This window comes from Pseudoflavitalea sp. G-6-1-2, assembly GCF_012927185.1.
In the GTDB taxonomy this organism is placed as follows: domain Bacteria; phylum Bacteroidota; class Bacteroidia; order Chitinophagales; family Chitinophagaceae; genus Pseudobacter.
The window spans coordinates 1,443,325-1,463,493 of the sequence record NZ_JABBGB010000003.1 but is presented as its reverse complement, the minus strand read 5'-3'; the positions used below and the strand labels follow the sequence as shown (position 1 = coordinate 1,463,493).

The window sequence follows — 20,169 nt, the reverse complement described above, 5'->3', positions numbered from 1 at the left end:
TATTTGAAATGATTATCGTGTTAAGGAGTAGACTTTCGACTGGTATTTGAGGTAGGAATCGAAGATGTAGGTATTGCTGATCATGCCTTGTGTTGCAGGAAAGAAATCATGGTGATCCTGACTTTGCAGATAATCGTCGTAGGCCTGTTTGCTTTCGTAAATGATATCTACGTTCACATCGAAGTTGCGCACGGAAACATCGCGTTTGATATCGGTGAGTCCACCAACACTGAATTGCTGAATGCCGGGATGATGCGAAAGATACTTCAGGCAGATGTCAGTAAACTTCTGAATGTTGCCGGGAGATTTATCAACCAGCGCAAAGTAAAGACTGTGATACATGCTCTGTGGCATATTTCCATCTGCGCCGATGGATTGTGCAGTGCTGCCATTGCCGCCGATGATGAGATTGGTGAGATAGCTGTCCATCACTCTTCTGGTGGTGCTGGGCGCCCATCTGTTTACATCCGTAACAAATTGCGAGTGCTGTGTATCGTCGCTGTTGTAGATATTGAAAGCAGCTTCGTTGATGAACAACTGATGCATGGCGATATCGTAATTGATATCGTTTTCGGAGCGGTTCATGTCTTTGGCTCTGATGCCGATCCAGAAAGAGATCATTCCTTTGGAAGTGGAAAGATATTCGAGCGCTTCTGCCATGTAGGCTTCCTGAATATCGGGCGTATTGTTGATACCCAGATTGAAGTAGGTGCTATGCAGCAGCATAGGTGCTTGTGGTGACATAGAATATTGATTTAATGGAGCAGTGATCTGCAATGTTTTTATGGTTGTAACCTGAGTGTTGCCACGGAAATATGCGGCCATTTCAGATCTGTTACTGTTTTACCATCACTACCGAACACAGGGAAATCAAGGATCACCTGCTGTGAATATTGCAACTGAAGGAAGGTGGTGTTATTGGGTCCCTGCACAGTTTCGATCCAGAAGATGGCGGTGAAGCTCATGGCATTTGCATTGGTGTCAACAAATGGAATGTTGACGATATTGCCGGTCTGACTGGCAGGTTCGAATACATTTCCCACTCCAAGAATAAAATTGGCATCCAGAAAAATGGTAGTGGTATCAATGATGGTTTGACCCTCGATGGCATTTTTAAGGATGATGTTGGGATTCATGATCGCTTCTTTGGGAATGCCTGGTGGAGGAACTGCATTTTGAAGGATGGAAAGATAGGTGGGATGCGGATCGTTGACCCGGGAATTATAATTCGGATCAACTGTAAAGGGAGTTGAATCTATATCGGGAATTGAAGGCCCTCCCAGGCCGAAGAGGGCCAAACCCGTTGCGAGCAAAGAATCACCATGTGGGATCGATCCGAGACGGGCAACGGTTGCCTGCACATTCGGAGAAGTAGAGGCTGGAACATTCAGCCAGAGGCCGGTTTCGAGATGGATGCCATTCTGGCCCTGTGGCAGATTCACATCATTTATCTGTTGCAGGTAGTGGAGCCCCATAAACCCAATATCTCCCTGTGCATTTCCCCGGTTGATGATCTCTCCCGCGATCTTTGAAATGACCAATGTTTCTGAAGTGGCATTCATCATCACCTTGAACTTTTCAGGTGGCGGAGGCCCGGGCTGTATCTGATTCATATTGGGCAGTTCAATCAGATTGAAACCTGTACCTACCCATGTGCCCGGTAAATTCTGCAGAAACCCCAATGTGGCTGTTGTAGGTACTGTTTCCTGTGCGCCTGTTATTCCAGGCGCTTTGTTTTCTTCCAGATCGATGATACTTTCCAGTTGCCGCTGGCCTGCAATATTGAGCAGGTCCAGCGGATTCTTTCCGTTGTTCGACATAAGCTATTTTTTTGTGGTGATGTACTCGAAGCTTGGCCCTGCCATGTATCCGTCGCCGATAGGAATGTTCATCAATTCAACTGCTTTGTATTTCAGCTGATACATCAGCATGATGCCTTCCTGAAGAATAGCAGGATTACCGTTGCAGGCTGCATTGATATTATCGAGCAGCGCTGAATAGGTTTTGTTGAAATCAACCATCTTATCGTACAGAGGCCCCTTTGCAACGTCTTTCATTTTTATGTTGGGCTTCATGTTGTACACTGCATCCCAGTCCACAGCAAACTCTTCGCCGGTAGGAAGTCCTTTGTTCTTGCTCTTTTTGTGGGCAGAGTCGGTGGTGGCATAAAATCGTCCGTAGTAAACTTCTTTGAAGCGGAAGTAATGCGCGAAGTCTTCCACATCGGATCCGAAAATGAGATAGTCTTCATTTCCATCCCTGAATGGTTCTGTGAATATGGAACCGAGGGTTCCTTCTCCCTGTCCTACTATTTCCTTGATCACATTCAATGCATCCTCAAGATTTTCAACCGTAAACAATTTGCCACCGGAACCATAGTAATGTTCGGGACCTACCTGTTTTTCTTTCTTGCCGGTGAAGATGGTTTTACCTTTTTTCTGCGCAACAGCTTCCAGTTCTTTTAGGTTATGAACCAGCGCTTCATAGAATGCACCAATACTCGGATAGGTTATTCCATCGGTATCAATTTGTACAGGAAGCTGATAACCTCCCAAAGGGTGTTCTATTTTCCAGAATGTTTTGATGCTGTGCTTCGAAAAGGGTTCAAGCCCTACAACCAGCGTGGGATCTACATTTCCGGGAAGGCTGGTAGGATAAGCGGGAATGAATTTATTCTTCTTATCGAGCTCCTTCTCCCCGATCTGCGGACTGCCACCAACGGAATTCAGCAGGTTGGCCACCATAATCATGTGCAGCATTTCTTCGAGCACCACACTTTTGATTATTTCAACTGCCATCAGATTAGTGCCCGCTTTGATGGAATAAAGTGCGCAGAGGTAAGGTGGAATGGTAGAGTGCTCCAGTTCCAGTGCAGTCTGCAACTGATCTTTCAATTCTTCCAGCTTCACTTTAAAATTATCATTGCCGATCGGCTCCATGGCTGGAGAATCACTGTAGTACGCAGCCATTTCAGTTTGTCCGGGTTCAGGTGGCGCATCCCAGTTATCCGGTATCAGCAACTGACGTTTTGAATCGGTTTCGTTCTGTTCGAGTTTTCCTGTAGGCATAAATTATTTTTCTAAATGTTTAAGAATAGCTTCTGCAGCTTTGAAGGTGAGTGCTGTGGTGGTGAGTGTTGGATTGGATGTACCCAATGTTGGCATATTGCCGCAACCCGCGAGATAGAGATTCTCGTGATCCCATGTGCGGCAGTCTTTGTTCACCACTGAATCTTTTTTTGTAGCTCCCATTCGGTGTGTGCCAACAATATGGCCGGCTCCCCAGAAATTGTATGGATTGCCTTTGTAGCCAACGAAGTCGGGATTTACATTTGCTCCATAGCCGGTGAAATCCTGAATATTGGCTGCTGCAAACAACTGATCGTTTACATGCTTGTAAGAGGCAAATGCTTTTTTCATGTACTCCGATGCATCGTAATGGATCACGGGACGATAATTACCCAACTGATCTCTGTAATTGGGATCGATGGTTACGCGGTTATCAGGTTCCGGCAATTGTTCGCACTCGTAATGCAGCAAAATCTGACGAGGCACCGTATCGGCCAGTCTGTTGCGCAATGCTTTGCCTGAGATATTTTGTGTAAGTGCATTTTCGAGATCGGAACCGGGAGCGAATGTGGGCCATCCCCATCCCCAGTTGTCTACCGGGCAAATGCAGGCGGCATGCTCCTTTCTGAAAGGTCCGTCTCTGAAACTGGAGATATTGGTAGTAGACCCCGGACCTCTGAACGGATAAGCTTTCACCGGAAGCAGTCCCCATGTGAGCAGGCACATATGGTCCATCAGGTTTCTGCCTAACTGATCGCTCGAATTGGCGGCGTTGGAAGCAAGCAGGATCTTTGCATTCTCGATGGCACTTGCTGCCAGCACATAGATCTTGCCTTTGGCGATATTGGTTTCATAGGTGAGAGAATCGCCCATGGCGTAGGTCTTGTATTCGATACCGGTGACCTTTCCGGTTTTATCTTCATACAGAACCCGCGATGCAACAGATTGCGTTTTGATGGTGATCTTGTTCTTGTTCGATTTGTACAACGATTTCAGTGCATTGTATTTTGCCTGAACCGGACAGATAGGTACGCAGCTTGCATTTCCTTCGCAACGGCGGCCGGTATGCGGATCCCATACTGCACCAACCGGCAGGTATTCGTATTTGCTTTTATCCTTCAGCACTTCCAGTTTATTTTCTTCTACATTCCACCACATATCTTTTTGCAACAGCAGTTTCTTTTGCTTCTTATCCCAAACAACTTCTACAAACGGATAAGCAGGATTGGGAATGGAATTCCGCCCCTGTGGTGTTACAGCGAATTCGATCTGATAGGTTTTCCCTCCCATCTCAACAGGTTTCTTTTTGTTTACCACGTCAACAATTTTCATCACCTGTGCATCGAGAAAACTCTGAGGGATTTTCTGCATCGGAAAAACATAATCCTTTCCGTAGGCCTGTTTTGTTTTAGCAGCCTGTTTGTCTGGTGGAGTATTGGGCCATTCGAGACCATCCACATCTCCGGAAACGCCGATCTCGAATTCGGCCATTTCGTAATATGGTTTGAGATCGTCGTATGTGAAAGGCCAGTCGACTGCCTGACCATAGAGTGTTTTCATTTTAAAATCGTTGGGCAGCATTCTTGGAGTGGATCCCAGCCAGTGAAGCGTTGTTCCGCCGGGGCCACGCAGGCAATCGCTGGCAAAAGGCAGCGGGCCTGCCTGAACCAGGTAACCAGTTGTACTGGGACTATTGGTAGCGGTGATCGCCTGAACATCCAGTACATCGGGATTGGGTGCATCTTTGATTTTGGGATACGGAGAGTTGGGCGTTTTGGCTCCCGCTTTGTAAAATGTGTTCAGGTAATCCATGTAGTTATAATAGACGCCGTTCTTGTCGGTGTTAAGTCCGGCAGTAAGCCCTGCTTCGAGCAGCAAAACAGATTTGCCTGCCTGCGAAAGTGTTTTAGCCATTACGGAACCTGCGATGCCGGATCCTACAATCACTACATCGTAAACTTTGCTTTTCATATACGATATTGTTTACTGGTTATTTGATAGTGGATTCAAAGGGAGCCTGGCTCCAGGAAGCATAGCCGGGTTGTTTGGCACCGGGAGGATGAGTTCCCACAACGCCCCAGATTAGGCCCTGAGTGTAGGTTTGAGGGGCAATCACTGTATTGCCCCAGCAGCCCAGGTACCACATTCTGATAATGTTTTTGGCGATCCCTCCATACATCGAATCGGGCATCAGATTGGTGTTGATTTCATCCTGCAGTGTATCAGGATCATCTTTGTACTTTTTCAGCAATGCGGCAGCTTCGTTAAGAAATGATTCTGCAACTGCCAGATTGCTTTGATCGAGCATAACATTGAAATAGGTATCCAGCTTGCCGGTACTCAGCAACTCGATTTCACTGAATCCGGTAAGGCAAATGGAGATACTCAAAAAAGTACTGTTACCACTTTTTAGTGTTATCATATTCAGGTTTTAATGATTATATGTTTTGGCAAAACATTTCCCTGCCCATTGCGTGCGCAATATGCTGCAGTGTTCTGCATTCAGGCTATTGAGATAACCTGACAAATCAGTAAGTACGGAGGAGTTGGCGCATGTTCATGTTATCCCGTTTCGAAAACCTGAACATGGTTTATGATGGAGAGTCGTAATAAAAAATCGGAATGCAATAATCAGAATCTTACCGGAGACTTGAAAGCATCAGTTGAAAACATTTTACAGGGATTGCATTGAATGCAAGTGTTTCACTGATGTGATGCTAACCTACATATTTATGAGATATAACAAAAGGATTTTTTCACGGTTTTTTATTTGCGGTTATGGATAGTATTCAGAAATGGAATAACTGTAACCGCACACAGTTAAATACAACCGAATAATCTCCCATTAATGGAAATCAGTATCATAACGTTGATCAACATACTCAAATTATGCCTATCGAAACTGTTGCAATTGAAGAATGCTGATGGCAATTTGCTGTTCCTGATAGTCCACTACCATTTCAGTTTGCTGCGTGCAGAATGGCAACAGGCTTTCAATAAAAGGTTTGGCCATGAGCCGTTGCGGTGTAGTAAGAAGAATGCTTGTTCCGCGAGTGAGGAAAGAAAGCAACACTTTGTACAACTGATCGAATTCAGCAGTGTCGTAGTTAACATCACTCATCAGCAGTACATCTGTTTCGATAGCTGGGGGAAGATTGTTCCAATCGAGCAGTGCGCAGGATATATTGGAAAGCCCTGAGTGAGCGGCTGATGCAGCCATAACGTCCACTGCGGGTTGCAGGTAATCGCTGCAGCAAACAGATTTCGCATAACGTGCAGCCAGCAGGCCGGGCATGCCTAATCCGGCAGCGAGTTCGAGCACTGTTTTGTTTTGTACAGTTTCGGGATGCTGGTGAATGTAATCGCTCATTGCAATTGCAGCTGGCCATAGTTTAGCCCAGTATGGAAAATGAGGCTTCTCTCCTGCTTCTTTCTGCAACAGGTAAGTCTGCTGAACTTCTGCTGCATCGGGAATAAACAGATCGATGGAGTAACCAGGTCTTTCGATATGCTGTAGTTCGGGAGGTGCTGCCATGGGCTTTATTGTAAGCCTGCAAAGTAAATGCTATTTGAATAAAATATGCAAAGCAGTTGTTGCCGCATAAAAAAGGAAGCGGCCACCTTTTCAGGCGGCCGCTTCTTTAGTACATCTTAATTGATCTGCAGTTCTTTTATCTGAATTGCAGTTTCATTGATTTAACGCGATTGTTGTTCTTATCAGTAATGCTCAGCCAGTATGTACCGGAAGGCAGTGCAGACGGACGAGCGATCGTTTGTGTCTGTACATTGCTGTTGAGGTAAATTTCCTGAGCAAATGTTTCCTGACCAAGCTGGTTGAAGAGACGCATGCGATAGATGCCTTTTTCAAGTCCTGCAAAGCGGATGATGAACTGAGTCTGAACCGGATTCGGAGCCACTTCGATATTGGCACTGAGGTTACCGGTAAACTTGATCACCACTATGTTTGAGAATTTGTAAGTACCATCTTTATCTACCATTCTCAGTCTGTAATAATTATTGCCGCTGGAAGCTGTCCAGTCTGTGTAAGCATAATCATTACCAACAGAAGAATTCTTCGCAGGCACTGATGCAATATTCTCGAATGTATTGCCATCATTGCTTCTCTGCAGTTCATAACGGTCTGCGTTCAATTCGAGGCTGGCTGACCAGTTCAGCAATACAGCTTTGTTGTTGGCAGTTCCTTTGAACTCAGTGAGTGTAATTGGCAGCGGCGAAAGCAGTTGTGGACTACCACCGAATACTGTGTTCGCATCTACATTGAGTACGTTGATAAGACCGTCTCCATCGAGATCTACTCCATCAACACGGCCGTCGTTATCGAGGTCGATGTCTGTAAGCAGGTACTCGTTTTCGTCGAGCATACCATCGTTATCGCTGTCGAGGTCGCGGTAGTTTGGCGTACCGTCACCGTCTGTATCAGGCAGTGTTGGTCCGGAACCATCGCCGATGGAAGCAGGTGCAGCATCTACAGGTGTGCTGATACCATCTTCGTCAGTATCACAAGCTGCATTACCGCCTGCGCAGTCTACAATACCATCGTGTACTGCATCGGTAGATGGGTTACCACCTTCATAGACATCGTATGCGCCGTCGTTATCGCTATCCAGATCCATGTAATCCGGCACGTTGTCAGAATCTGGCAATGTTGGATTAGGATCAACACCATCTGTATTTCTTGGATCTGATGTTCCGGTTGGAGCTTTTCCATCGCCGTATGCTGCATCGTTGAAATCAACAGCATCTGCGATACCGTCGAAGTCAGCGTCTGCAAGGTTATCGATCATTCCATCCTTATTGGCATCCTGTGTTTCAGCATCGCCAACACCGTTGCCATCTCTGTCTACACCACCTTCGGTGAGGTCGTCGATGCCATCGTTGTCACTGTCGAGATCGAGGAAGTTTGGCCTTGTATCGCCATCCTGATCAGGACGGAAGCTGAACGGAGCAGGATTTCCGGATTGGTAATCTGAAATGTTTGGATCAGGATTATCATTCGGACGACCATCTCCATCAGAATCAGGTGTGGTAATGATCAGCGGATTGGTTAATCCGGTTACATAACCTGAAGCTCCAACAGTTGGTGTGCCAGTATTGATAAGACCGTTTCCGTCGGGATCAGCGCCACCGGCTTCGAGAACATCGTTGATGCCATCGTTGTCGCTGTCGAGATCGCGGCTGTTGATGCGGAGATCGTTATCGAAATCAACCTGGAATGTATTGGTACCCGGGCCATCACTCCAACCATCAGCAATACCGTCGGTATTGGCATCGGTAGAGATCACGAGGGCTTTGGCAGTTCCTTCGCCTGGGCCTGTGAGCAGTCCGTCGTTATCAGTATCAGCATCGTAGAGGTTGATCCAACCATCTTCATCAGGATCGCTGTTGATGAATGCGCCAACGAAGTCTACCCTGCCATTACCATCGAAGTCAGCGCCGCCGAGCTCGATGATATCGAAGATGGCGTCGTTGTCGCTGTCGATATCGATGAAGTCCGGAACACCGTCACCATCGGTATCGAGAATGCGGTTGTTCACCGAACCTGGTACGGTTCCGTTGGACATTTTAGAAACGGCACCTGCATAAGTGGCCGGTGTAGCCGGAGCAACATCCACGGAATTCAGCAGACCATCTACATCGGCGTCACATCCACCGACACAATCGATGCGTCCGTTGCCATCGGCATCCACTGCACCTGCTTCAATTACGTCGGCAACGCCATCGTTGTCGCTGTCGAGATCGAAGTTGTTTGGAACGCCGTCGCCATCAGTATCGTAGTTAACGCAGATACCGGCAGCATTGAGGCCACCACCTTGCGGGTTGTTTGGATCCATGTAGTTAGGAATGCCATCACCATCATCATCCTTTGCAGGATCGTTGGTTGGAGTAAAGAAGGCATTGAAGCTGGTACCGAATTCATAACGGTCAGCAATACCATCATTGTCATCATCCACATCTACGGAGTCTGTTACACCATCATCATCGTGATCGAGTACGGAACCGAGATCGAATGTATATGCTTTACCCAGGCCATTGCCACCTGCTGCAAAACCGAGCAGTGTGCCAAGCGAACCGGGAATATTCAACAGAGAAGAGAAATCGAGTGCGCGGCCGGGTGCACCAACGAGTGCTCTCGGACGTGCCAGTGCGCCACGTACATGGCCTGCGCCTGCTACGCTGAAGCCCAGCATAGATGCGGCATTCAGAGAAAGTATACCATCGTTTCTGGCGCCTACGCTCCATACAGGATATGGATAGTAAGTACCATCTGCTTTACCGAGATAAACGTGTGCCATACCACCTAATGCATCTGCACTCAGTGCGGCAACGTCTACGCCGGTAGAGAGTGGTTCACCTACGATGAGGTCACCGATACCATCTTTGTTCACGTCGTACATATTATCCATAGCAGTACCATAGAGGATGCTAGGTTTGATGGCGAGTGAAGAAAGCAGTGTAAGGATACTTGTATTTCTTGGAGTTTCGAGACGCTGATCAGACACCACAGGTGTAGGAATAGCGCCAACACTTTTCTTGAACACATGGATATTACCGGCTTTGAGACCGAGTGAAAGCACATTGGTTAATGTACCACCCAGCGGAGCTCCAACAAGTACAGCACCTGTTCTTACACCGGCACCATTGCGTGCACCGAGCACTTTAAAGCCGAAGAAGTTGGCTGCATTGCTGAGCAGACCCGAAGAGCTCGCCTGCAGGCGTGCAATATAATCAGGGTCGGCGCCAGCAGCGGTACCAAGACCTTTGTAGATATAAGCTTGTCCACCGAGTACCTGTCCGCTCAAGGCACCCTGAACTGCACCACTGAGGCTACCGAGTACAGCACCGAGAAGCGCTGTTACAGAGCCGCCACCGGGAGCGCCTACAACCACATCGGGAATACCGTCGTTGTTATAGTCGCCGGTACCATCAACAGCCCATCCGTAGAGCACACCATCGATTTGCTGTGCATTCAGAATAGGGTTAACCAGCGGTGCAACTACCGTTGTCCATAATACGTTTCCGATAACCGGAACCAGTATGGCCTGTACGGCAGCTGACAATCCCAGCTGAGTACCGGTTGGCGGTTTCAGCGAAACCACATTGGTGAAGGTATTGCCAGGATTACTGAGGTAGATGAATGCACCACCGATCTTGGCACCGGTTGTAAGGCTTACACCTTCATATACCGGTGTACCGGTGATGATCTCACCTTTACCGTCAGCATTGATATCATTCACATAACCTACAGAGAAACCGAAGAGTTGATTCTTGGCGATTCCGAGGTTGGTGATGGTAGTTGTGTTGAAAGTAATTCTGGCAAGCGGATTAGGAGCTGTGGTAATAGTTGCCCCGTTGAACACGTGCACTGCACCAACAGTTCCTGAAAGGATGCCAAGAGGACCTCCGAAATCGATAGACACCATATCGAGTGGTGCACCTACGATTACATCGGGACGGCCATCACCGGTTACATCACCAGCTGCAACGCTCCATCCGAAGAGGGCGCCTGCAATGGGAGTTTGTGAGCGGAGTACTTTTGAAGGGACCAATGGCAGGCCTGTTGCTGATCCGAGATATACGAATACAGCACCGGCACTGGCGAAATTAGTGGGTCCGATAACATCGATACAGGTAGGAGAATAAACAGCGATATCATCGAATCCATCGCCGTTGAGGTCACCGAGACCTGCAACACCATATCCATAAGCAGCATCAACCTGCAGTTGCAGGCTGGTGAGGATACCAGGCAGTACGCCATCTGCAGAAGTAGCCCAGTCCGGAGTATGGGTGAGCGGATCGATGGTTACAGGATACACTGCATTCTTGTCGTCTACAACAATGGTGAGTGCGTTTGAATGCTGATCGAGTTCCATATGAGCTGCAAGCAATTGCTGATTGGCATCCCATACTTTCAGTCCATCATAAATGAATTTAGTTTCCTGTTTCCTGTTCTTCGTCTGAAGCACCAGTTTGTTGGCTGATTGCAATTCGGGTTGCAGATCGCCTTTGATGCTCATATGCACTTTCAGCTGGCCTTCGCCTGCAGGTGCATTTTTCACAATAAAATTCTGACGCAATCCTTTTTCATCATTGAGGTACTGGATATCGAAATTGGCATACTTGTACACCATTTCGCTTCCATTGATCTCTTTTGTGTAAGACAAGGATTTGAGGAGATCAAATTTTTCGCGGCCGATACCCTGGATAGCGAAGGTAGAAGACCACTTAACATCTTTGGGTGAATAAAGCACATTGTTCACCGTGAGGGCATCGTGCTGAACATCGAATCCAACACGGTTGGCAGTGTTTACAACCTGTACAGTCTTCTGGCTGCCGGGCCTGAAGTTGTACTCCATCTTTTTGAGGTTCTCAACTGTGGACGAAAACCAATCCTGCGAAATGCCTTCGGGCAACTCTTTAGTGAGGAGTGAATTGCCTTTGGCCGGAGGTGCAGGAGCCGCATGCACATTGAACTGAGGGCCGTTATATTGCGCAGGCAAATAACCGGCAAACAGAACAGTAACAATGAGCATGGCAAGTTTTGTAAAGGTTCGCATTCTCATATGTACGTTGTTTAGTTAACAATGAGTAATAACAGATACTAACAACCGAAAACACAATTGCTGTCGCACGCGAACAACAATGAGTTCACAGAAAAAGATTCAATCAGACCTGAGGGATTTAGACAAATAGCAATACCGGTAATAAGGATAACACCTCATTACACTAATCGAGAGCCGAGGAACAGAGCTTTGTTTGGTTGGGGAATTAACTAAAAGTAACTGCGTATCAGGACAGGGAGAGTTGATACAATTATCGCTATCATGTTAAAGGTACTTTAAAATACAAGTGGAAATATACCCGTATCAGTTCAAAATTATTAAGTTTTTTAATATGCGTCGGATTAAAGCACAAATACGGCAAAGCAGCCCCTGGCACCGCATTTGCAATGTTGATAAAAAGTTTCACGCGCATGAAAGAGAACCTGAATTTTCTGTTTGAGATCCCTGTAAAAATTATGGAAAGGGCTATCCGGTTTTATGAGAGCGTATTCAATATCAAGCTGGCCAGACAGGAGATTAAATATCCTACCGGCAATGTAGAAATGGCCTGTTTCCCTGAAACTATGGAGCAAACCGGCTCAGGTGGGGCGCTTATTCACCAGTCGGATAAAGACAAAACCGGTGATATTCTGGTGTTCCTGAATTCGCGCGAACAGGATATTGACCAGGAACTTGCCCGTGTTGAAAAAGAAGGTGGGGTAATTATTACACCAAAAACATTCGTATCTAAGATAGTAGGTTATATCGCCACCTTCATCGATTCTGAAGGCAATAAAGTTTCGCTGATCTCCAAAAAGTAATCGTTGCACAAATATCACTGCTCTCCCGGCAGCCTGTTTCGCTCTTCCGGAGCGCTCCGCTCCTTCCGCCTGTCTGCTTTTGTTTCTTTACCGAAACGATAACTGAATAATAGGGTAACACTCCTCGTGTCCCACCTGCGGTTTACATTTATATGCATGTAAGAATAATTCAGCATTTGCTGCTGATCTACCCTTGTATAAAATATATCACGGAAATTCAGTTTGATGGCTCCTTTATCCTGCAATATCTTTTTTCCTATACCGGCATGAACGTACCAGGATGGCTGCTGAATGTATTGCAACGCTGGTTGGGAAGAAACATAATTGCCTGTGATCTCACCGCTCCATCCTTTTGAAAATCTGAACTGATGGGTAGTAGTGAAGTTCCAGGTTCCTCCGCGTACATGCAGGGTTTGATCCGGCAAAATTGTAATGCCGTTGGAATGCGTGTACAAAATATTGCTGATGCTGGTGTACCATTTGCAAAATTCAGTAGTGGCATCGATTGTAAATCCTGCTGACTGTTTTTTGCCGGCATTAACTGGCATAGAGTAGTAAATATCATTTTTAATATACCTCAGTTCGTCCATATCCCTGCGGCTTCGGTTGTAGAATACAGAAAGGGAATATGCATTGTTGAAAGTGTATCCCAGCTCGATATTATCTGCCAGCCGGGGTTGCAGTAATGGATTGCCGATTCTGTATTGAAACCTGTCGTAGGGAGCAGCAGCAGGATTCAGATCTGCATAATCGGGTCTGCTGATCCTGTTGCTCCAGCTGAGCTGGAACTGGTGCTTCGATAACACAGTGGGTTTCCAGCCAAGGAATACAGAAGGAAATAAATTGGTGTATTTTCTGAGTGAAGTGTTGGTGTATTCGGCCCGCAAACCCGCCTGCACACTGAATTTCCCGAATCTTGTTTTACTGTTTACATACGCTGCGTGTATCCATTCCCGGTAATTGAATCCGGTACGGTTCAGATGCTGATGATCTGCATTGAGCATTATGTCGTAAGTAGCAGCCGTTTCCACTGTGGTGCCTGCCGATTTCACGCCGGCTTCGATACTGCTCTTTGCTGAAAGCGGATATTTGTAGTCTGCCCTGAAACTCCAGATGCGGATGTCTGAAGGAAGATCTCCATTCAACTGATCCCATGAAATTTTTTCGTAGCGGGCATTGCTGGTCTCTGCCGTGTTGAACACATTGAATGCAGTGTTGAACCTGATATAGTCCACATCCAATATCAACTCATGACCGGCAGTATCGAAGAGATGCCGCAAACCTGCATGCACCAGCAAATTGCTGACCCTTCGCCTGTTGCTGCTGCTGGCAGCAATGATGCTGTCTTCTTCGGGCCGGATAAAGTTTTTCCGTGCATCCGTTTGTGTATGATTGTTGTTCCTGCGAAGAGAGCCGCTTGCAGCGAATGAGAAAAAATTCTTTGGAGTTGCCTGCCATTCCATTCCCAGTTTTAAATAGGGCTCATGAATTTCAGCTAACCGGTAACTGTTCTGATTGAAGGAAAGTATCGGCCAGTCTGTTTTTCCGGGAATGAACTCCCGCTGCCATCTTATTTGCGAAAAACCTGCTCCATCGTAATTGCTGGCATTGGTGTAGAGGTACAATTTGTTGCTCCTCCAGCTGAGGTTCATTGTTTGCATCAAACGGGTTTTTCTTCCCCGGATATTTTCCGAAACGATATTGCCGCTGAAACCTCTGGCATTGCTGCGTTTCATTCTGAATACAATAATGCCGCCTGCTCCCGCAGCATCGTATTGTGCAGGTGGGTTGGGCAGTATTTCTATGCTTGCTATCGATGCAGCTGGTAAAGATTTCAGGTAATCTGCCAGCGCAGAACCTTGCAAATACAGGGGTTTGTCATCTATATACACTGCTGCCTGCGAACGGCCTTTGATGCTGATGATATCATTGATCACCAGCACGCCCGGTGCGCGCTCCAGCAGTTCGAGCGCGTTGCTTCCGGCATTGCTGAGGAATGCTTCCACATTCAGTATGGTTCTGTCGGGTCTTCTTTCGATGGCTGCTTTTCTGCCGGTGACAGTCACCGTCTGGAGGGTGTTCTTTTTGGAATTCATTGCTGTATCCTGCGCAGCAACATCACCGAACAGCAAAAGCAGCATCAGTATGAAAACCAATAAGGGATGTATTATTTTTTCAGGATGGTCTATGGAAATGGGCGGGAGCATATGCAGGAAGTTTGTTGCAAACAACAAACAAAAGTCCGCACCTGTATTGAATTTCGGCAGGCATCTCCCCTTCTTCCGCATATAACTTCCCTTTATAGTCCACTGCCGAAAACCGGTTGCTATTTGCCGGAAACGGAACAAAACCTGCCGTTGGCAGAAAGCCATTTTACCTGCTGCAATATTTGGTTACTTTTAATGCAGTGCACCTATTCTATTCTGATGATGAAGAACTTCTATATCGCCAATAACCGTCTGCTCACACACGTGTTGTTCTGGATTGCCTACCTGTTGACGTACACAGGCATGCACGCCGAAGGAGAAGATGGCATGCGCGTTTACTTCATCGGAGAACTGGAGCGACTGCCCTCAGCTATGCTGGTTGCGTATGTAAATCTGTATCTGCTCTATCCGGGTTTCTTCGCAACAAAAAAATACTGGCAATATGTTGTATCAGCGGTATTGCTGCTGTTTGCATCCTCCCTGCTGAACAGGGTTTTCATTGAATATTTTACAGAGCCTTTGTTTCAGAAAGGAACCACCACACCCTACGAACAGGTGTTTATCTGGTATTATATTTTCAAGGGGATGTTGTGGTTTCTCAGTCCGGTTTTATTGTTCACCCTTGCGTTGAGAATTTTTCAGCGATCGTATGCGCAGGAGCAGCAGCACCAGGCGCTCTCCCGCGAGAAACTGCATGCAGAACTGAATTATCTGAAAGCGCAGGTGCATCCGCATTTTTTCTTCAACACACTGAACAATCTCTATGCGCTTACATTACAGGCTTCGCCTTCAGCGCCGAAAGTAGTGCTGAAATTATCGGAGCTGATGAGTTATATGTTGTATGATGCGCAACAGGCCACAGTGCCACTCACTAAAGAGATCGAACATATCAGCAATTATCTGGAACTGGAGAAGATCCGGTACAGTAAAAGGCTGGATGTATCACTGAATGTATCGGGCGAAACCGCACAATGCCGCATTGCACCGCTGTTGCTGATTCCGTTGGTGGAAAATGCTTTCAAACATGGCGTGAGCAATCATACCGATAATGTATGGGTAACCATCGATGTAAAAGTAAAGTCCGACTGGCTCACAGTGATTGTAGAGAACAGTTATGAAGAGCAGCCGGTGCCCAACAAGGAGTACAGAAATGGAATAGGATTGCAGAATGTAGAGAAACGGTTATCGTTGCTTTACAGCAATCAGCACGAACTGATAAAGAAAAAGGAACCGGGGCGATATTCGGTGTACATGAAAATAAAAATAATTTAATCGCACAACATGAGTAAGATCAGGTGTTTGATTGTGGACGATGAACCGCTTGCGCTCGATGTGCTGAGCGGATACATTGCACAGGTGGAAACCCTGCAACTGGCAGGCCGCTGTGAGAATGCGCTGGAAGCAATGGCCTTTCTGCAAAAGAACAAAGCAGATCTGTTGTTCCTCGATATTCAGATGCCGAAACTGAACGGCCTCGATCTGCTGAAAGTGTTGCCTGCAAAACCCAAAGTGATTTTCACAACGGCGCATCGCGACCATGCAGTGGAGGGGTTTGAACTGAATGCACTGGATTATCTGCTGAAACCCGTTTCGTTTGAACGTTTTCTGGCGGCCGTGAACAAATATCATTCAACATCAGATGTACATGCTGCCCTGCCATCGCTGCTTGTACCTACTCACTCAGACGCGCCGTTCATCTATCTGAAAGCAGAGAAAAAGATGGTAAAGGTGTTTCTGAAAGACATACTCTATATCGAAAGCCTCAAAGATTATATCCGTGTAAAAACAACGGAGAAGGAGATCATCACCTGGCAGCGGATCACTTCGCTGGAAGAGAAACTGCCCGACGAAAAGTTCCTAAGAATTCATCGTTCGTACATCATTGCCATCGATCGCATTACTGCATTCAATCATACCACCATCGAACTTGGCGCGCTGGAACTCCCGATAGGCCGGCAATTCAAGCCAGCCGTAATGAGGGCCTTAGCGCATTGAATAATTGCCTACCTTCGCCCCGCATTTGGTTTCTCAACCCAACAGGAAGAGAATTAAAATGGGAACCCGGTGTAAATCCGGGACTATCCCCGTAGCTGTAAATTCCACACAAAGTTTTCCAGACAAAGCCACTGTTTTCGTTCTCCGCGAAATGGGAAGGCAGGAAAAACCGGAATAAGTCAGAAGACCTGCCAACTGCATTAGTCGTAGCTTTCGGGTGAAAGGTGTAAGGACGAAAACATGCGCATCTGCATGTTTAAACTTCTTCGTTGATATTTTCTTCCCTTCCGCTACGCACCAATTAAATGCGCAAATGAAAACCATTCTTCAATATGCCGCAGCTGTATGGCTATTGCTTGCAGCAGCAACAACTGTGTCGGCACAGCAGGATACCAGTGCAGTGCGCAATCTTGATTCAGTGATCGTGACTGCTGAAAAAATCAGGAAAGAGATTATTCCGGTACAAACACTGTCCGGTGCTGCGCTGAAAAATCTCAGTGTGTTGTCGGTGGCAGATGCCACACGTTATTTTGCAGGCGTGCAGGTAAAGGATTATGGTGGTATCGGCGGATTGAAAACAGTGAACGTGCGCAATCTGGGCACACAGCATGTAGGCGTATTCTACGACGGCATCGAACTGGGCAATGCACAGAACGGAACAGTAGATCTGGGCAGGTTTTCACTGGACAATATGGTATCGGTATCGCTGTACAACGGTCAGAAAAGCAATATCTTTCAACCGGCGAAAGACTTCGCATCGGCAAGCTCGGTATATCTCACCAGCCGCATTCCGGAGTTCACAGAAGACAGCAAAAATAATTATACGTTCAGGATTCGGGGCGGATCATTCGGTACCATCAACCCTGCGTTGCTTTGGGAACATCAGCTCAGTGACAAGATCAGCACTTCTTTCAATGCAGAATACATGCGCACAGACGGCAATTACAAATTCCGGATGGCAAAGAAAGACGGGTACGATACCACACAACGAAGATATAACGGCGACCTGTATTCGGTGCGCATCGAAACCGGACTCTTCGGAAAAATAAAGGACGGAGAATGGAAAGCAAAATTGTACTGGTACAACTCGGAACGCGGATATCCCGGCGCTTCGGTGAGAGAAGAACCGGGCAAGTTCTATCATCAGGACAGGCAGCTGGATAACAACTTTTTCTTTCAGACCGGCTTTCGCAAAAACTTCAGCAAATTCTACAGCCTTCAGCTGAACGGCAAATATGCTTACGATTACATGCACTATACATCCGATCCCAGAGTAGATGTAACCACCATGTACGTCAGCAATACATTCAAACAGCAGGAAGGCTATTTTTCCGCAGCCAACCTGTTTACGCTAACAAACTGGTGGAGTGTGAATGCATCGGCAGACCTGCTGTACAATAAGCTGGATGCGAACCTCATTAATTTCGTGTATCCCCGCAGACTCACCACACTCGCAGCCCTGGCCAGTTCCATACAATGGAACAGATTGAAATTTCAGGCATCCATGCTGGGTACTTTTGTAAATGAAGACACGAAGCTGCCTCTCAGCTCTGCAAAGAACAAAGAAGAATTCACGCCATCACTGATTCTTTCTTATCAGCCCTGGAAACAGCAGGATTTCCACCTGCGTGCATTCTACAAGCGCATATTCAGAATGCCAACGATGAATGATCTGTATTATACTTTCATCGGCAATGCAAAACTGTTGCCTGAATATACCACCCAATATAACCTCGGTTTCACGTTTGCGCATCGTAAGTCTACCAGCGCATTCCGCAGTATCGAACTGCAGGCTGATGGCTATTACAATGAAGTGAACAATAAGATTGTTGCCATGCCTAACGGAAATCTGTACCGTTGGATGATGATGAACTATGGTTATGTAAAGATCCACGGACTGGATATGTCCGTTCAAACAGGATGGCAGCTGGCCGAACAGCTCGGCCTCAATGCAAGGCTCAGCTATACCTGGCAGCGCGCCGTCGATTACACAGACAAAACCGAGATCAATTATGGTCATCTTCTCCCCTATGCACCTGAGCATAGCGGATCGGCCATTCTCAGTTTTGTACACAAGCAATGGAACTTCAATTACAGTTTCCTCTATACGGGCGAGCGCTGGGAACCGGGTGAGAACAACGATGTGAACTACGTCAGATCCTGGTACACCAGTGATGTGGCAGTGATCAGAACACTGGAGCTGAAGAAGAAAATCATCAGACTTGGCGCGGAGCTCAACAATGTTTTCAATCAGCAGTACGATGTGGTGCTGAATTATCCAATGCCCGGCATCAGCTACAGACTTACTGCCAGCATTTCACTATAACCAACAAACGAAATCAGAATCATGAAATATACATTCATTGCCGCCTGTTCTTTTTTACTGTTGCTGGGTGGCTGCCGGAAAGACGAGCCCATCCTCAAGGAAAAACCCAAGGGTGTAACGGATGGTATGGGTCCCAATACCCATATCAAAGGTTTCTTTTTGCTGAACGAAGCCAATATGGGCAGCAACAAATCGAGCATCGATTATTTCGATTACGAAACGGGTGTCTATCGTCTGAATCTCTTCCCCAGCCGAAATCCTACGGTTTCGCGCGAGCTTGGAGATGTAGGCAATGATATCCAGATATACGGCAATAAACTCTATGCAGTGATCAACGTAAGCCATCTGGTGGAAGTGATGGATGTGAACACGGCCAAACATATAGCTACCATTTCCATTCCCAACTGCCGGTACATTACGTTCAGCGAAGGGATGGCCTATGTGAGTTCCTATGCAGGTCCGGTTCAGCTCGATCCCAATGCCCGCCTGGGTTATGTGGCAAGATTCGATACCACCAACCTCAAAGTGATCGATACCTGTGTGGTGGGTTATCAGCCGGAAGAAATGGTGATCAGAGATAAAAAACTCTACGTGGCCAATTCGGGTGGTTATCGTTTTCCGAATTACGACAACACGGTTTCCGTGATCGATCTCAACACATTCAAAGAAACCAAAAAGATACCGGTAGCCATCAATCTGCACCGGCTGGAGCTGGATAACAAAAACAATATCTACGTTACATCGCGCGGCGATTACAAAAGCGTTCATTCCAATACTTTCATCCTCGATGCCAACGATCAGATATCGGATGTTTTGGATCTGCCAGCCAGCAATATCACCATCTGCGGAGATTCGGCATACGTGTACAGCACAGAATGGAGCCATGTAACACAGAAAAATGAGATCAGCTATGCCATTGTTGACACCAGAACAAAAAAAGTGGTATCGCGCAATTTCATTACAGATGGAACGGAGAAGAGTATCAAGATCCCTTACGGCATTGCGGTGAATCCCGAAACACGTGAGATCTATGTAACGGATGCAAAGAATTATGTTACATCGGGCGAAGTGCTTTGCTTCAGTCCGCAGGGAAAACTGAAATGGCGTACCCTTGCAGGAAACATCCCGGCGCACATAGTGTTTACCACAAAGAGGCTGAGCGATCAATAAATAATTATTGAGTTTTATATC

13 protein-coding genes and 1 riboswitch are annotated in these 20,169 nt (G+C 46.7%); of the genes, 5 read left to right on the top strand and 8 right to left on the bottom strand.

Annotation, left to right across the window (positions count from 1 at the left end; translation table 11 throughout):
* Positions 1–12 precede the first annotated feature (12 nt).
* From HHL16_RS23240 to HHL16_RS23210, 7 genes are all read right to left on the bottom strand, one after another.
* On the bottom strand, positions 13–744 hold the full coding sequence (locus tag HHL16_RS23240; RefSeq protein ID WP_169427726.1) for a hypothetical protein: 732 nt from the start codon (positions 742–744) through the stop codon (positions 13–15).
* A gap of 38 nt (positions 745–782) precedes the next feature.
* Complete coding sequence (locus HHL16_RS23235) at positions 783–1,820, bottom strand: heme-binding protein (protein ID WP_169427725.1); 1,038 nt, start codon at positions 1,818–1,820, stop codon at positions 783–785.
* 3 nt (positions 1,821–1,823) lie between these two features.
* Positions 1,824–3,068, bottom strand: coding sequence for a ferritin-like protein (locus tag HHL16_RS23230; RefSeq protein ID WP_169427724.1), 1,245 nt, complete (start codon positions 3,066–3,068; stop codon positions 1,824–1,826).
* 3 nt (positions 3,069–3,071) lie between these two features.
* The gene (locus HHL16_RS23225; RefSeq protein ID WP_169427723.1) at positions 3,072–5,039 is read right to left on the bottom strand and encodes a GMC family oxidoreductase; all 1,968 of its coding nucleotides are present in this window, start codon (positions 5,037–5,039) and stop codon (positions 3,072–3,074) included.
* Between the two features lie 19 nt (positions 5,040–5,058).
* Positions 5,059–5,490, bottom strand: a complete 432-nt coding sequence (locus HHL16_RS23220; protein ID WP_169427722.1) for a hypothetical protein — start codon at positions 5,488–5,490, stop codon at positions 5,059–5,061.
* A 471-nt stretch (positions 5,491–5,961) separates the two neighbouring features.
* Positions 5,962–6,603, bottom strand: coding sequence for a methyltransferase domain-containing protein (locus HHL16_RS23215; RefSeq protein WP_169427721.1), 642 nt, complete (start codon positions 6,601–6,603; stop codon positions 5,962–5,964).
* 136 nt (positions 6,604–6,739) lie between these two features.
* Positions 6,740–11,650 (bottom strand): FG-GAP-like repeat-containing protein, encoded by a 4,911-nt coding sequence (locus tag HHL16_RS23210; RefSeq protein ID WP_169427720.1) that lies wholly within the window; start codon positions 11,648–11,650, stop codon positions 6,740–6,742.
* Positions 11,651–12,060: 410 nt separating this feature from the next.
* On the opposite strand from HHL16_RS23210, the gene HHL16_RS23205 reads away from it, so the two are divergent.
* Positions 12,061–12,450, top strand: coding sequence for a VOC family protein (locus HHL16_RS23205; RefSeq protein WP_169427719.1), 390 nt, complete (start codon positions 12,061–12,063; stop codon positions 12,448–12,450).
* 14 nt (positions 12,451–12,464) lie between these two features.
* On the opposite strand, the gene HHL16_RS23200 is transcribed toward HHL16_RS23205, so the two are convergent.
* Entirely contained in the window at positions 12,465–14,657 is a 2,193-nt protein-coding gene (locus HHL16_RS23200; protein WP_169427718.1) for an outer membrane beta-barrel protein, read from the bottom strand.
* Positions 14,658–14,876: 219 nt separating this feature from the next.
* On the opposite strand from HHL16_RS23200, the gene HHL16_RS23195 reads away from it, so the two are divergent.
* The 4 genes from HHL16_RS23195 (at position 14,877) to HHL16_RS23180 (ending at position 20,148) form a co-directional block, all read left to right on the top strand.
* On the top strand, positions 14,877–15,929 hold the full coding sequence (locus tag HHL16_RS23195; protein WP_169427717.1) for a histidine kinase: 1,053 nt from the start codon (positions 14,877–14,879) through the stop codon (positions 15,927–15,929).
* Positions 15,930–15,938: 9 nt separating this feature from the next.
* The gene (locus tag HHL16_RS23190; protein ID WP_169427716.1) at positions 15,939–16,652 is read left to right on the top strand and encodes a LytTR family DNA-binding domain-containing protein; all 714 of its coding nucleotides are present in this window, start codon (positions 15,939–15,941) and stop codon (positions 16,650–16,652) included.
* 9 nt (positions 16,653–16,661) lie between these two features.
* Positions 16,662–16,863: riboswitch (cobalamin riboswitch) on the top strand.
* Between the two features lie 102 nt (positions 16,864–16,965).
* A complete protein-coding gene (locus HHL16_RS23185; RefSeq protein ID WP_169427715.1) occupies positions 16,966–18,978 on the top strand; it encodes a TonB-dependent receptor in 2,013 nt (670 codons plus the stop codon).
* A 21-nt stretch (positions 18,979–18,999) separates the two neighbouring features.
* Complete coding sequence (locus tag HHL16_RS23180; RefSeq protein ID WP_169427714.1) at positions 19,000–20,148, top strand: YncE family protein; 1,149 nt, start codon at positions 19,000–19,002, stop codon at positions 20,146–20,148.
* Positions 20,149–20,169 lie beyond the last annotated feature (21 nt).

What these genes read in the sequence shown, in the direction of transcription:
- HHL16_RS23215 (WP_169427721.1), bottom strand. Translation starts at nt 6,603, where the DNA reads ATGGCAGCACCTCCCGAACTACAGCATATCGAAAGACCTGGTTACTCC.
- HHL16_RS23220 (WP_169427722.1), bottom strand. Translation starts at nt 5,490, where the DNA reads ATGATAACACTAAAAAGTGGTAACAGTACTTTTTTGAGTATCTCCATT.
- HHL16_RS23195 (WP_169427717.1), top strand. Translation starts at nt 14,877, where the DNA reads ATGATGAAGAACTTCTATATCGCCAATAACCGTCTGCTCACACACGTG.
- HHL16_RS23210 (WP_169427720.1), bottom strand. Translation starts at nt 11,650, where the DNA reads ATGAGAATGCGAACCTTTACAAAACTTGCCATGCTCATTGTTACTGTT.
- HHL16_RS23225 (WP_169427723.1), bottom strand. Translation starts at nt 5,039, where the DNA reads ATGAAAAGCAAAGTTTACGATGTAGTGATTGTAGGATCCGGCATCGCA.
- HHL16_RS23185 (WP_169427715.1), top strand. Translation starts at nt 16,966, where the DNA reads ATGAAAACCATTCTTCAATATGCCGCAGCTGTATGGCTATTGCTTGCA.
- HHL16_RS23205 (WP_169427719.1), top strand. Translation starts at nt 12,061, where the DNA reads ATGAAAGAGAACCTGAATTTTCTGTTTGAGATCCCTGTAAAAATTATG.
- HHL16_RS23200 (WP_169427718.1), bottom strand. Translation starts at nt 14,657, where the DNA reads ATGCTCCCGCCCATTTCCATAGACCATCCTGAAAAAATAATACATCCC.
- HHL16_RS23240 (WP_169427726.1), bottom strand. Translation starts at nt 744, where the DNA reads ATGTCACCACAAGCACCTATGCTGCTGCATAGCACCTACTTCAATCTG.
- HHL16_RS23235 (WP_169427725.1), bottom strand. Translation starts at nt 1,820, where the DNA reads ATGTCGAACAACGGAAAGAATCCGCTGGACCTGCTCAATATTGCAGGC.
- HHL16_RS23180 (WP_169427714.1), top strand. Translation starts at nt 19,000, where the DNA reads ATGAAATATACATTCATTGCCGCCTGTTCTTTTTTACTGTTGCTGGGT.
- HHL16_RS23190 (WP_169427716.1), top strand. Translation starts at nt 15,939, where the DNA reads ATGAGTAAGATCAGGTGTTTGATTGTGGACGATGAACCGCTTGCGCTC.
- HHL16_RS23230 (WP_169427724.1), bottom strand. Translation starts at nt 3,068, where the DNA reads ATGCCTACAGGAAAACTCGAACAGAACGAAACCGATTCAAAACGTCAG.